Below are 14,833 nucleotides of genomic sequence, written 5' to 3'. Positions count from 1 at the left end.
ACCTTTTAGAGAGGGTATATGTTTATAAATAAGATATTAATCTATTCAAAATATAAATTATGTATAAATTAATTTTAAGCTTGCTCGCAGCGGCCTTATTTTTAGGTTCTTGCGGCAGTTCTGAGAATATTCAGAAATTGACGGTGGCATCCAGCCAGGGTGATTGTGTGGGAGTAGCTCCAATGAAATGCCTTTTGGTAAAAAGAGATGGCCAGACAGAATGGGAGTTTTTTTATAGCAACATAGAAGGCTTTATTTATGAACCCGGATATGAATATGTACTGGAAGTAAAAGTTGAAGAAGTAGAGCATCCAGCAGCAGATCAGTCTTCGTTGAAGTATACTTTGGTAAAAGAAGTTTCCAAAGAACAGAAAACATCAGACAACCTGCCTGATATGCCTACCGGGGATGATTTACAGTCCGGACCTGTGGAGTAAATCAACATCTCTTTTATTACAGACTAAAGGACGGTTTTTTGTTTAACCGTCCTTTAGTCTGTAACTCATAAAAGGCTACAGGCTTTTGCATATAAATAAATGAATTCTGAATCGATAAAAAATAAAGTATCCTGCACTATGATTTCGAAATAAATATCTAATTTTGAAGCCATACATTTTTATTATCAACCGGGTCCTCTATGAAAAAACAGTTTTTACTAATCCTCTTGCTGGCAGTATATTTCAGCCTGTCGGCCAGTGTGTACACCCCCGATAAATTACTATATAATGGAAAAGAATACAGCATAGTGGACAGCAAATACCTATCTCATTTTTTTATCGACAAAGCAGATCACACCGAAATGACCCCCGATGGAGAGATCATACTCTCTACTGCGCCCAGACAAGGCTATATAGGCACATTCCGGATCGAAGACAATCAGCTTTATGTAACGGCAATACAAAAATATTATATGGAGGATCTGCAAATAAAAAGAGAGAATGCATACAGTTCGCTATTTCCAAACACAACCCGGGCAAAAGCAGATTGGGTATCGGGCCTTATGCTTGCGGGGGAAGTACCCGAAGGTGGTTTCAAGAACGGGGATTCTCCCAAAAACTATATACTTCTGGAAATTAAGGACGGGACTGTAATCAAGGAAATGAAACTAAGCAGGAAAGAACTGAATAACTTCAAGAAAAGGCAATACCGGTCTTTTAAAAATACAGAAGAATACCATACGGTTTTCGACCGCCTAAAAGCCGAAGCGCCTGATTATACCTCCGATAGATCGATAGATGAAACAATAGAGTTTTTCATATTGATGCATTCGTCCAGAATATTGACAGATTAACAAATCAAACTAAATTAATGCTTAATTGTTAAAAAATGAAGCCGGTTCTAAAAACTTTTGTCAAATCCTCATCTTTTTTAATCAAAAAGAAACTCTGTTTGCCAAAAAATGACTATATTTGCACGCAATAAATTTCAAAAGCTCTTTTATATATGTCTTTTATTGCAGATAAAGTAGTCATGGATGGATTGACATTCGACGATGTATTGTTGATCCCCGCTTATTCAGAAGTTCTCCCACGCGAAGTCGATCTCTCGACAAGTTTCTCACGCAATATCAAATTAAATATCCCAATCGTTTCGGCGGCTATGGACACAGTCACGGAAGCTAAACTGGCTATTGCCATCGCCCGCGAAGGAGGTATTGGCGTTATACATAAAAATATGTCGATCGAAGCCCAGGCCCAACAGGTAAGGTTCGTAAAACGTGCCGAAAACGGTATGATCTCGAATCCTGTAAGCATCCTTCGCGACAAAACGGTAGGCCAGGCACTGGCTATGATGGCAGAATTCAAAATCGGAGGTATCCCTGTTGTTGACACCAACAACTATCTTGTGGGTATCGTTACCAACCGCGACCTGCGCTTCCGCCGCGATATGAACCAGCTGATAGACGATGTGATGACCAAAGACAGGATTATCACTACACGCCAGAGCACCGATCTGGAAGCCGCGGCAGACATCCTTCAACAGCATAAAATAGAAAAACTGCCCGTAGTAGATTCTGAAAACAGATTGATCGGACTCATTACATACAAAGACATAACCAAAGCTAAAGATAAACCGTTTGCATGCAAAGACGAACACGGGCGTTTGCGTGTCGCTGCCGGAGTGGGCGTGACATATGATACACTGGACCGTGTAGCCGCTTTGGTCGAAGCAGGAGTAGACGCCATTGTTATAGATACAGCGCACGGTCACTCGAAAGGGGTAGCCGATATGCTGAAAAGAGTAAAAGCTGCTTATCCCGGCATAGATGTGGTAGTAGGTAACATCGCCACAGGCGAAGCTGCCAGATATCTGGTAGATGCAGGAGCCGATGCGGTGAAAGTAGGTATCGGACCGGGCTCTATCTGTACTACACGTGTAGTAGCGGGAATCGGAGTTCCGCAACTGTCAGCCATCTATGATGTCGCAAAATCGCTGAAAGGAACAGGTATTCCATTGATAGCCGACGGAGGCCTCCGCTACTCGGGAGATATAGTAAAGGCCCTGGCCGCAGGAGGTTATTCGGTAATGATGGGCTCATTACTTGCCGGAGTGGAAGAATCTCCCGGCGAAACTATCATATTCAACGGACGTAAATTCAAATCATATCGTGGAATGGGCTCTCTCGAAGCGATGGAAAAAGGCTCGAAAGACCGCTATTTCCAGGATATGGAGGCTGATATAAAGAAACTTGTACCCGAAGGTATCGCTGCCCGTGTACCGTTCAAAGGCTCATTGTTCGAAGTCGTTTACCAGATGACAGGCGGTTTGCGCGCAGGTATGGGATATTGCGGGGCAAATAATATAGAAACGCTCCATAACGCTAAGTTTACACGCATCACAAATGCCGGAGTAGCTGAAAGCCATCCACACGATGTGGCAATAACAAGTGAAGCGCCGAATTATAGCCGCGGAGAATAAATACGATCCGATCGCATAAATTCTGAAATAAATTAAGACTCTGTATGTTGATAAAAATATACAGAGTTTTTATTTTAGAATATTTTAAAACATTATGAGCCTATATTTCTTGTATCTTTGTGTCTGGTTTATTTTTACATAGCTTATTATATGATAAAAAAGCTTTCTTTATTAATCTTTGCGCTACTTGCTACGTTGTGTACATTTGCACAACAGGACGATACTGTCGTGTTCTCAATAGATGGGACACCCGTGTATAAGTCCGAGGTTGAATACGCCTACAAAAAAGGAAATGCCAATACCGAAACCAAACAGAACTTCGCCGACTTTGTAAACTCATATATAGATTTCAAACTGAATGTAGCAGAGGCCAGGGCCCAGCATCTCGATACAACGGCGTCTTTCCAGCGGCAGCTTTCATCCTACAGGTCGCAGATGGCTCATAAATATATGAATAATACCGGCTATGAGGATGAATATATAGAGAAGATATATAAGCGGATGCAGGAAAACGTAGAGATCAACCATGTCATGTTCCCATTCGACAATGAAGAAATAGTCCTCCCTGGCGATACTCTGAGGATATACAAGAAGGCGATGGAAGCCAGAGTCAAAATACTGAAAGACGGATTCGCCGGAGCGGAACCGAATACCCCGCGCTCGGGTACTGCATTCTATACCCGTGCTGAGTCTCGCAACGGATATATAGGCTGGGTATCACCTTTTATGTTTGCGGCCAAGGTGGAAGATGCCATATACAGCTTGCCAATAAACGAGGTAAGTATGCCTATACGCGCATCCAGAGGATACCATATTATACAGGTACTGAACCGGCGTCCTGCAATGGGAGCAGTAGAGATAGAGCAAGTAGTATTCAATTTTTCACATCTGCCTCCGTCGCAACAGCAGATAGACAGTGTGGGAAAGGTAGCGTGGAGAGAATATGAAAACATCAAGTCTCCGGCAGATTACCAGACCCTCTGTGACTTATTTTCCAAAGCCCATAAAATGGAGGCCAACGGATGCTACTTCGGCATTATAAGGCTGGACTCCAATTTGCCTATGGATTTTACTATGGCAGCTTTCAATCTCGAAAAAGCCGGTGATATAAGCAAGCCGGTGATGTCCAACTATGGTTACCATATCATAAGGTTATTACGGAAAATACCCACAGAAAGCCTTGATGTAATGAAAAATCAGTTGAGGGAAAAAATACTGAAAAGCGATAAAGTTCAGGCGCTTAGCGATGAGAAAAGACGCAGGCTGAAAAGTAACTTTAATGTTACAGTCAACAAAGAGGCCTTCTCCAGATTGTATGAAATCACAGAAACGGTATCACCGCGTGATTCTGTGTTCCTGAAGATGATAAAGAACGGTGACGATATCCTGTTCGGTATCGACGGGCAGAGGGCATATCCTGTCCGTGAATTTGCCAAGTATATCAGTTACAGGCAGAAAGAAAGGATAAAAGATACGGATGATATCTCAATTATGCAAGTAGAAGAAGCCTCTCCTTACAGTTTATCGTCGGATATACTCAACGAATATTTCGAAGGTTTTCAGGCAGTCCTGCTATCCGATTATGAAGAAGATACTCTGGACAAAAGATTCCCTGACTTTGCCCGTACAATGAATGAATTTTCCGACGGTCTGTTATATTATGACGTACAGAACAAAAATGTATGGGAACGTTCAAAAAACGACGCGGGCGGGCTAACAGCTTATTTTACTAAAAACAAGGCAAGGTACTCGCTGGATGGTCAGAAATATAAAGGTATGGTGGTATATGCCAAGAGTGAAGATATCCTGAAGAAAGCCGAAGCAGGCGCTAAAAAGGCAACTTCGCGCGAGGCTTTCATCAATGAGATAGATGGTACGCTGAACAAGGACTCTTTACAAGTCAAAATAGAGCCGGGAATATGGATAAAGGGAAGCAATCCATATGTAGACAATAAAATATACGGAGGAGTTGCCCCTGCTCCATTCAGAGGATATCCGTATTTCTTCGTAACCGGAAAGTTTATAAATGCCCCTGAGGATTATACTGATGTCCGTTATGCGGTAGAATTGGATTATCAGGAAAAACTGGAAAAAGACTGGATTACTTATCTCCGTAATAAGTACAAAGTAGATATTAATAAGCCGGCACTAAATTTGAAACAATGAAAAAGACCCTCATCTGTTTATATCTGTTTTTTACGGCTTTCATTGTGTTTTCTTGCAGTGGAAGCGGAACAACCGATGCTGACCGGGCATTGAATCCGATTGTCACTGTGGGAGACAAAACCCTCTATCAGGCCGAACTAGATGAAATGCTGCCCATGGGTTTATCTGCTGAAGACAGTATTGCAGCTGCCAAGTCTTATATAGACATGTGGATAAATGACCAACTGATATACAGTAAGGCTCTGCAAAATATCATAAACAAGAAGGACATAGACGAGTTGGTAGAAAACTACAAAAAGTCGCTGATAACAAGTTCATATCAGGAGCAACTGCTGAAAGAGCATTTTTCAAAATCCGTTACGGAGAATGAGCTTAAAACGTATTATGAACAAAATAAAGACAAATTTAAACTGGAAGACAATATCATCAAGGGCCTGTATCTGAAAATCCCCGCTAACTCAAAGCAATTAGCCAATTTTCAGAAGTGGTACAGGCAGGGAAACGATGCCGCGATAGAAAATATTGAAAAAAACACGTTGCAGAATGTGGTGGCTTATGAATATTTTTATGACAAATGGGTAGGACTGGCAGATGTCCTGGAAAATATGCCTCCGGCTGTCACCGATGAGAAAATATTCCTGCAAAGGAATAAAAATCTGGAATTGCGCGATTCTTCCTTCGTTTATCTATTGAATATCAGGGAATATGAACTGGCGGGAAGCGAGGCTCCATACGACTATGTAAAGGGACAACTGTCCGAAATGTATATGGAACAAAAGAAAGCCGATTATTTGCAGCAAGTGAAGAAAGACTTGTATGACAAAGCCGTTTCAGATGAAGAAATTAAGTTTTATAACAAATAGAATATAACTTCTTTTTTTACGTTAAGAGAAAAAGTAATACATTATCACTATATTTACGCGATTTTTTAATTGAACATACAAATGGTAAAACAGGCCGGAAAATTTATTTTATTAGCAATACTATTAAGTTCGGGGCTTTTGTGTAAGGCTCAGGATAATATTATCGACCAGATAATCTGGGTAGTAGGAGATGAGGCTATATTAAAGTCGGATGTGGAAAAAGCCCGGCAGATGATGCTGTCACGGGGCGAACGTATTGAAGGTGACCCATATTGCCTGATACCCGAACAACTGGCTGTACAAAAACTGTTTCTCGACCAGGCCAAGATAGACAGTATAGACGTACCTACGGCAGAAGTGTCCAGAGGAGTGACCCGTCAGGAAAACATGGTTATTGCCAATCTGGGTTCTAAAGAAAAAGTTGAAGAGTATCTCCAGGCTTCGATGAGCCAGTTGCGTGAAGAGTGGAGGGAAGAAATCCGGAATGGCTATCTGGTATCGGAAGTAAAGAAAAAGCTGGTAGGCAAAAAAAGCAGCCTGACCCCATCGGAAGTAAGAAGATATTACGCTCAATTACCTCAGGATAGCCTGCCATATATACCTACTACCGTAGAAGTTCAGATAATTACAAACGAGCCGATAGTTCCTTTGGCCGAAATAGATAAAGTAAAAGAACGCCTGAGGGATTTCACCAACAGGGTAAATGCGGGTGAAAGCTTCTCCACACTGGCAATTATGTATTCCGAAGACGGTTCTGCCCAAAACGGAGGTGAAACCGGATTCAGCGGACGGGCAAGCTGGGTTACGGAGTTTTCCAATATGGCATTTTCTCTTAATGATCCTAAAAAAGTATCCAATATAGTAGAAACCGAATACGGATTCCACATTATTCAACTGATAGAGCGCAGGGGTGACCTGATAAACGTGCGTCATATCCTGCTTCGCCCGAAAGTGCCGGAAGCGGAATTTGAAAAAGCAATCGCTAAGATGGATTCAATCACCAAAGATATAAAGCAAAACAAATTTACATTCGAAGACGCAACCGTACTGTCATTCGATAAAGACACCCGCAAAAACAACGGGTTGATGGTAAACCGCAAGGAAAGTACCAATTATGGCACCCCGCGCTTCCTGAAGGAAGAGCTTCCGCCGGCAGTAGCCATCGCCGTGGATAAATTGAAGGTAGGTGAGGTATCGGCACCGTTCAGAATGAAGACAGATAACGGTAAAGAAGTAGTAGCTATCGTAAAGCTCAGAAGCCGTACCGAGGGACACGTAGCTAATGTATCTGATGACTATCAGGCCCTGAAAGAAATAGTAGAATCTCATAAGCAAGAGGAAATACTTCGCAAATGGCTCCAAACTAAAATTAAGGATACATATGTCTTTATAGACGAAAATTGGCGGAATTGCGACTTCCAGTATTCGGGATGGCTCAAAGATGATACTGCCGGCAAGGTTAGATAAACCTGTATCAAGTAACTGTTTTATTGGTCTTCTCCCATGAGTTTTTGAGATAGATTCTACGCTCAAAAGAATACACACAGAGAGCCAAAGAAAGAAAATAGTTATATAAAAGATTATTTCGGTAAATTTTAAACAGTTACTAAATAAGACGTGTTTAATAAACTTATAAAATATGCGATGCAAAGGCATAGAATACCTCTGGTGAGTATTCTGTGCCTCATTGCCCTTTATGCTTCGGCCCAGTCCATGCTGTCGCCGCAGGTAAGGCCGGACATCACACAGGTGCCCAAAAAGCCGCAAGATCCTGTAAAACAAAAGCCGGCAACGAGTAAAGGTGGCGTCAAAGTAATTGAATTACGCAATTCGAAAAGGCTGATAAGACGGCCGGATTTCGAGCCGCAGGTACTAAAAGACAGTGTCATATTCTTCCACGACGGAGCTTACCTTTATTGCGACAGCGCTTATTACGATGAGAAGCAAAATTCATTCGAAGCTTTCAGCAATGTCCGTATGGAGCAAGGCGATACACTGTTCCTGAACGGAAGATATATGCATTATGACGGGAATACGAAGCTGGTGAAAGTCCGTGAAAATGTCAATCTCGAACATTCACCCAAAAGCAAAAGGAACCCGATAACATTGTTTACCGACAGTCTTAATTATGACCGGACTATGAATCTGGGTTATTATTTCGATGGCGGTATGCTTGTCGATTCTCTCAACGAATTGACCTCTTTCTGGGGGCAATACGAGCCTGATATCCGTATTGCTACATTCAAGGATAGCGTAATCTTGAAGAACCCGAATTTCACACTTTATTCGGACAAGCTGAAATACAATACGAACGAGAAAGTCGCTATATTCACCACGCCCACCGAAATAGTATCTGATAGCGGAGTCATATACACCAGCAACGGGTGGTACAATACGGAAACAGAAAGATCACTCCTTCTGGACCAGTCTACAGTAATGAATAAAGAAGGAAACCGTTATCTCAGGGGTGATTCCATTTTTTATTATAAGACATTGGGCTATGGCGAAGTATTCGGAAATATGTTTTTACAGGATACTGTAAAGAAAATAATCCTTATAGGCAATTACGGCTACTATAATGAACTGAACAATTCCGCATTAGCTACCGATTCTGCTTATTGCATCGAGTATTCACAAGGAGACAGCCTGTATATACATGCCGATACACTGAAATTACTGACAGTTATAGACAGCAGTTATATCCCTAAGATAAAACCTGTTGCAGTAGATTCTCTGATAAAACCCGAACCTCAGATCCTGGATTCTCTGGCAAGGGATTCTTTGCATATCATCGACCGTTTCCAAAACGATTCGGCGCGGGTAGATATGGGGCTTCCGGCGGATACTATGCCGCTTTATACGGTGTCTGCGCTACAACAGCCTGTAGATACTGCCAGGAAAGAGTTTCGTTTGATAAAAGCCTATTATGGGGTAAGATTCTACCGTTCCGATATGCAAGGCGTATGTGATTCCCTGCAGTTCAACTCGAAGGATTCCATCATCCACATGTACCGGGACCCTATATTGTGGAATACCAACAGGCAGCTGTCGGGTGACACGATAGATATATTCATGAATGACAGTACCATCGACCGGATGCATATAAAGCAGTATAGTTTCTCTATCGAAGAAAAAGACTCTATACACTTCAACCAGCTGAAAAGCCGTTCGATGAAGATTTTCTTCGAAAATAAGAAAGTAAAAAGAGTGTTGGCCGAAGGAAACGTAGAAACAATCGCCTATCCGGAAGAACGGGACGGCACACTAAACGGGGTCCTCAACTGGCTGGAAGGCAGTTATCTGCAGATTTTTATGAACGACGGGCAGTTCGAAAAGCTGGTAGTCTGGCCTAAGCCTGTAGGCAAAACAACGCCTTTCCATTTGGTAACCAATGAGCAATTGAGACTGAAGGACTTTTACTGGTACGATTATATAAGACCTTTGGACAAAGACGATATATTCCGGAAAGCACCGAAAAAAGCCGGGGATGTACGGCCTAAACGTCCGGCAGTCTTTGACAGGGAAGAATAATCCGGTTACAAGTCAGGTAGACAAGATACAAGTAATTTTGAAATCTTGAAATTCTAAATCTTGAAATACAATAAATGAGTGATATAATACATCTTTTACCCGATTCCATAGCTAATCAGATTGCTGCGGGAGAGGTCATTCAACGACCCTCATCCATAGTGAAAGAACTGGTAGAAAACGCTATTGATGCAGGAGCCGACACTATACAACTTATTGTCAAAGATGCAGGACGGACATTAGTTCAGGTCATCGACAACGGTAAAGGCATGTCCGCTACCGATGTACGCATGGCTTTTGAACGTCATGCAACTTCGAAAATAAGGTCGGCTGATGATCTGTTCGCTCTGCATACAATGGGATTTCGCGGGGAAGCATTGCCTTCTATCGCTGCTATTGCCCAGGTAGAAGTAAAGACCCGCAGGGAAGAGGATGAGCTGGGTACTTTGCTCCAGATATCGGGATCGAGGGTTGAAGCTCAGGAATGTATCGCCTGTCCTAAAGGAAGTAATTTTTCGGTAAAGAACATCTTTTTCAATGTCCCTGCCCGCCGCAAGTTCCTTAAATCGAACGATACCGAACGGAGGAATATACTTACCGAGTTGGAACGGATAGTGCTGGTAAATTCCGAAATAGAATTTTCCTTCACCGACAATGATATTGAAGTTCTTCGGTATCCTGCATGCAATCTGCGCCAGCGAATTGTAAATGTGGTAGGGAAGAATTTCAACCAGCAACTGATATCCATCGATATAGATACTTCTTTGGTAAAGATAAGAGGATTTGTGGGAAAACCCGAATCGGCGCGCAAAACAAGGGCCTTGCAATATTTCTTTGTGAATGGGCGGTATATGCGTCATCCGTATTTCAATAAGGCCGTGACCGCTGCGTTCGAACCGTTAATCCCATCGGGCGAAAATCCGAATTACTTTATCTATTTCGATGTTGAGCCGGATACTATCGATGTGAATATACATCCTACAAAAACCGAAATAAAGTTCGAAAACGAACAGCCTATATGGCAAATATTATCGGCTGCAGTAAAAGAAGCGTTAGGCAAGTTCAATGAGGTGCCCACCATCGACTTTGATACAACGGATGCCATAGATATACCGATTCACGATCCATCGAAGAATGTAAGCCAGCCACGTGTGAATGTAAATCCATCGTACAATCCTTTCAAAAGCCCTTCTTCTGGTTCCGGCTACCAACGTCAGACTCTGGATTGGGAAAAGTTTTACGAAGGATTTGAAAAAGACAGGGGTAACTCTGGTATGGATATAGAACCGGATAGGGACGTAAATATATTCAGCCAGTCATCTGGTACGGAGACAACCATTCCTTCAGTAAACACTGAGATGGTTGTTCATTACCAATACAAGAACAAATATATACTTACATCTGTAAAATCGGGTCTGATGCTCATAGACCAGCACCGGGCACATGTCCGTATCCTGTTTGACCAGTTTATCGCGCAGATTCGCCAGAAGAGAGGTATATCGCAACGGGCCTTGTTTCCCGATATAATAGAGTTGTCTCCTTCCGAAGCAGCAATGATTCCTTATCTGATGGACGATTTGGAAGCTGTAGGATTCGATTTGAGCCATCTTGGCAACAATGCCTATGCTATAAACGGAACGCCTTCCGAAATCACAAATGTAGATCCTGTACAACTTGTACATAATATGATAAGCCGGAGTGTGGACAGCGGCAGTGATGTAAAGGAAGAAATACAGGAATCCCTTGCCTTGTCGATGGCTAATGCCGCATCTATACCTTACGGGCATAGATTATCCGACGAGGAGATGAATAAAATTGTAGACCAACTGTTTGCATCGCCTGCACATAAACATACTCCCGATGGTAAGACAATTATCTCATTACTGGAAGATGATGTGATAGAAAAGATGTTCCGGTAAGATATCTTTATCGGTACTATAATCTTTTAATTGGTAATTTGTTTTATTATTTGAGATAAACCATCTGAAAGATTCACGTGACACAGCTGTAAAACACAGAAAGAGCAGGATATTTATTATACCCTGCTCTTAAGTTATAGATTGTACGCTTATTTGCTTAATAACTTCTTTACTGTCTCCGAAATAGCCTTACCGGCTGCAACTCCGGCCAATGCCTTTGTAGCCACACCCATTACCTTGCCCATATCGGCAGGTGAAGTTGCACCAACCTGAGCGATGATTTCGCTGATTTTAGTGTCCAGCTCATCTTGCGATAATTGTTTCGGCAGGAATGTTTCGATAACAGCCAGTTCTGCCAGTTCATTTTCGGCAAGATCGGCACGGTTTTGTGTGGTGTAGATGGCTGCACTGTCGCGACGTTGCTTCGCCATCTTCTGAAGTATCTGAATAGCTGTCTCATCAGTCAGCTCATCATTAGCCCCTTTTGCAGTTTTCGCCTCTATAAATTCCTTTTTAATTCCACGCAGTGCTTCCAGCCTTATCTTATCTTTTGCACGCATTGCATCTTTTATACCTTCACTGACTTGGTCGAATAAGTTCATGGTTATATGTTTTTATTATATTGTTTCATTAAGTAACAGAAATGGTTTAATATGACGATATTGAATTATAACCAACTGCTGTTGTCATACATATAAAAATAATAAAAGGTTTGTGACCTTAAAAAAGTTCTCCCGGTTTCTTTGTTTCCGGTTTATATTCACTCGGATTGAATTTATCGTCACGCTTAAATACAGGTGTATTTTCCAGTGCATCTACAATACGGTCGTTATCCAGTTCCTCTGTCGATAAGATAACTGGTTTGGGGCTGAAAAAAGAAGTTCTTACGGCCATCGTCTGCACTCCGTCTTTACCGTAATGCTTTTCTATCATTTCGTTGATGCGGCGTTTTTCCTCTTCCTCTGTCCTGATACGTTCTTCTTCGAGCATTTCCTCTTCTTCGGTCATTTCTCGGTAATGCTCATCTATACCCGGAATGCTGGACATGCCGAATCCTGTGGCAAGAAGTGTTATCTTCACCTTCTCTCCCAGTTTTTTATCGGTAGCCGTACCCCAGATAACTTCAATTTCGGGACCGAAGCGCTTCATAAAGTTAGCTACAGCTTCCATTTCTTCAACAATAAGCGGGGTTTCGTCGCTTGAATATATATTGAATAATATTTTCTTGGCATCGAACACATCATTGTTATTCAACAACGGAGAGTGCAGAGCGTTTACAATCGCATCTTCCACACGGCTTTCTCCTTCACCGTATCCGCTACTCATAATGGCCACCCCACCGTCTTTGAGAATTGTCTTCACATCGGCAAAGTCAAGATTGATATGACCATGTACCGTGATTATTTCCGCAATACCTTTTGCTGCGATAGTCAATGTATCATCAGCTTTTGCAAAGGCATTCGGGATAGTAAGGTCAGCATATATATCTATCAGCCGCTCATTGTTGATAACGAGCAATGCATCCACATTCTTGGCTATATCTTCGACACCACGCAGAGCCTGTATTATTTTTTTACGGCCTTCGAATACAAACGGAATAGTTACAATACCAACTGTAAGGATACCCATATCCTTGGCAATACGTGCTACCACAGGTGCCGCGCCCGTACCTGTACCACCTCCCATACCTGCAGTGATAAAGGCCATTCTGGTTCCGTCGTTAAGCAGTCTTTCCAGATCGTCCCGGCTCTCTTCGGCAGCAGCTTTCGCCACTTCCGGACGGTTACCTGCCCCAAGTCCTTCCGTTGTTTTCCGTCCCAGTTGGACGCGGGTCTCTACAGGAGATTCACAAAGGGCCTGGTTATCGGTATTGCACAATGCGAACGATACATCGTGTATCCCTTCGTTATACATATGATTCACGGCATTGCCACCACCACCTCCTACACCAATTACTTTTATTATGGTCTGGGTTTTCTTCGGAAACTGGAAATCAAGTATTTTCTCATCCATATTTTTAATATTTAGCTGTTAGCTATTAGCGTATAGCTGTTAGCTTATATTTTTTTACTTGCAACTATTTTATTCTTCGTCGTTGAACATTGTTCCTCCGAAGTTCTGTATTTTTTCAAAAAAGCCAAACAGGGTTGTTTGCTTACCGTCTTTTTGCTTCTTTTGTTTTTTATTCTTCTTTGTGTCTTCCTCAGGCTCGTCGTCCTCTTCCGCAGGAGGCGGTGGAGTAGGGGTAACCACTGTTTCTACCTTAGGTGCCACAACTTCTTTCTTCTCACAATTTTCATTTGCAAAAAGCAATAGGCTCAAAGCCTGTGTATACAACGGGTTCTGAAGCAACTCGGCAGCATTGTTTATATATACGCGCTTTGCTACTGCACGTTTTACCGGAAGCTGTGATTTTTCAGCAAGGTGATCGACCAGGCCATTCATTTGAGAGGCTCCGCCTATCATGATAATGCCGGCATCCAGTTCATCGGCATATCCCGATAATTTTATCTGATTGATGACATTCAGTATAATTTCATCCTGACGGAGTTGTATGACTTTGTTTAATTCTCTCAAATCCACATCGGGAGAAACATCTGCCGCAGCCTTATTCTTATCTTTTCCTAATTTTCCGTAACGGATTTTATACGTTTCGGCCGATTCGAAAACAAAACCAAGTTCCTGTACATCCTTGGTTATGGTGCGCCCGCCGAAAGGTATGACAGACATGAAGCGCAACAGTCCCCCTTTATATATGGACAAAGTCGTAGTACCCGCCCCAAAATCGACAAGAGCGCATCCTGCCTGCCTGTCATGTTCGTCGAGAACTAAAGCCCCTGCAGCAACAGGACCCACAATATAACCTGCAATTTCTATCTGAGCTTTGTCGGTTATACTTTTTGTCAGGTTAGTCTTTATATTCGGACGGCCTATAACCAGCCGGTAATGTCCCTCTAGAGTAGAACCTATTTTATCTATAGGATCTTCTTCATATTTCCCGTCCAGATAATATTCAGGGGCAAGGACACTGTAATTGGTGAAAAACTCAGGCTTATTCAGTTTTGCCTGTTGCTCCAGATTGTCCAACAGGGCAAAGGTGATAGGCGTAGTTCCATCCAATAATTTGGTTTCCTTATGCTCTATTGCCCGAAGGGATTTTCCTGCAACCGATACATACGCCTTTCCTATTTTCTTACCTGTTTTATTTTCGAGCAAGTTGATAAGTTTCTTGATCTTACCCGCCGCTTCGTCTATATTGTATATTACGCCGTATTTTACGCATGAATCGGAAGGAATACTTTCCGATGCGAGGATGGAAATCACCCCTTGCTCATTCTTGCGGCCCAGTACTCCGATTATCTTGGATGTGCCTAAGTCGATACCTACTATAAATCCTGATTGCTCCATATAACTCCTATCTTTATAAACCGGCCCGGA

At 42.3% G+C, this 14,833-nt stretch carries 11 protein-coding genes; 8 read left to right on the top strand and 3 right to left on the bottom strand.

Translation table 11 applies throughout. The features are described from left to right. Window positions 1-59: 59 nt before the first annotated feature. The 8 genes from ACFO6W_RS06915 to mutL all read left to right on the top strand — a co-directional run bounded on the left by ACFO6W_RS06915 (window position 60) and on the right by mutL (window position 11,395). The gene (locus ACFO6W_RS06915) at window positions 60-437 is read left to right on the top strand and encodes a DUF4377 domain-containing protein (RefSeq protein WP_379994672.1); all 378 of its coding nucleotides are present in this window, start codon (window positions 60-62) and stop codon (window positions 435-437) included. Between the two features lie 200 nt (window positions 438-637). Beyond that, window positions 638-1,291, top strand: coding sequence for a hypothetical protein (locus ACFO6W_RS06910; RefSeq protein ID WP_379994671.1), 654 nt, complete (start codon window positions 638-640; stop codon window positions 1,289-1,291). A 152-nt stretch (window positions 1,292-1,443) separates the two neighbouring features. Then, window positions 1,444-2,919, top strand: a complete 1,476-nt coding sequence (guaB, locus tag ACFO6W_RS06905) for an IMP dehydrogenase (protein ID WP_379994670.1) — start codon at window positions 1,444-1,446, stop codon at window positions 2,917-2,919. 150 nt (window positions 2,920-3,069) lie between these two features. Continuing rightward, window positions 3,070-5,085, top strand: a complete 2,016-nt coding sequence (locus tag ACFO6W_RS06900) for a peptidylprolyl isomerase (protein ID WP_379994669.1) — start codon at window positions 3,070-3,072, stop codon at window positions 5,083-5,085. Further along, entirely contained in the window at window positions 5,082-5,948 is an 867-nt protein-coding gene (locus ACFO6W_RS06895; RefSeq protein ID WP_379994667.1) for a peptidylprolyl isomerase, read from the top strand. The genes ACFO6W_RS06900 and ACFO6W_RS06895 overlap by 4 nt, the downstream gene beginning before the upstream one ends. An 81-nt stretch (window positions 5,949-6,029) precedes the next feature. Next, window positions 6,030-7,415: a peptidylprolyl isomerase gene (locus ACFO6W_RS06890; RefSeq protein WP_379994665.1), complete on the top strand. Its 1,386-nt coding sequence runs from the start codon at window positions 6,030-6,032 to the stop codon at window positions 7,413-7,415. 177 nt (window positions 7,416-7,592) lie between these two features. After that, the gene (locus tag ACFO6W_RS06885) at window positions 7,593-9,479 is read left to right on the top strand and encodes an OstA-like protein (RefSeq protein WP_379994663.1); all 1,887 of its coding nucleotides are present in this window, start codon (window positions 7,593-7,595) and stop codon (window positions 9,477-9,479) included. Between the two features lie 74 nt (window positions 9,480-9,553). Beyond that, complete coding sequence (gene mutL, locus ACFO6W_RS06880; protein WP_379994662.1) at window positions 9,554-11,395, top strand: DNA mismatch repair endonuclease MutL; 1,842 nt, start codon at window positions 9,554-9,556, stop codon at window positions 11,393-11,395. A 149-nt stretch (window positions 11,396-11,544) separates the two neighbouring features. Here mutL and ACFO6W_RS06875 read toward each other — a convergent pair whose 3' ends face one another. From ACFO6W_RS06875 to ftsA, 3 genes are all read right to left on the bottom strand, one after another. Then, window positions 11,545-11,997: a GatB/YqeY domain-containing protein gene (locus ACFO6W_RS06875; RefSeq protein WP_379994661.1), complete on the bottom strand. Its 453-nt coding sequence runs from the start codon at window positions 11,995-11,997 to the stop codon at window positions 11,545-11,547. A 118-nt stretch (window positions 11,998-12,115) separates the two neighbouring features. Then, the gene (gene ftsZ, locus ACFO6W_RS06870; protein ID WP_379994660.1) at window positions 12,116-13,408 is read right to left on the bottom strand and encodes a cell division protein FtsZ; all 1,293 of its coding nucleotides are present in this window, start codon (window positions 13,406-13,408) and stop codon (window positions 12,116-12,118) included. Window positions 13,409-13,477: 69 nt separating this feature from the next. After that, the gene (gene ftsA / locus ACFO6W_RS06865) at window positions 13,478-14,803 is read right to left on the bottom strand and encodes a cell division protein FtsA (RefSeq protein WP_379994659.1); all 1,326 of its coding nucleotides are present in this window, start codon (window positions 14,801-14,803) and stop codon (window positions 13,478-13,480) included. Window positions 14,804-14,833: the final 30 nt, after the last annotated feature.

This window comes from Dysgonomonas termitidis (genome assembly GCF_042654545.1).
Lineage (GTDB): Bacteria > Bacteroidota > Bacteroidia > Bacteroidales > Dysgonomonadaceae > Dysgonomonas > Dysgonomonas termitidis.
This window is presented reverse-complemented; position numbering and strand designations above follow the sequence as displayed.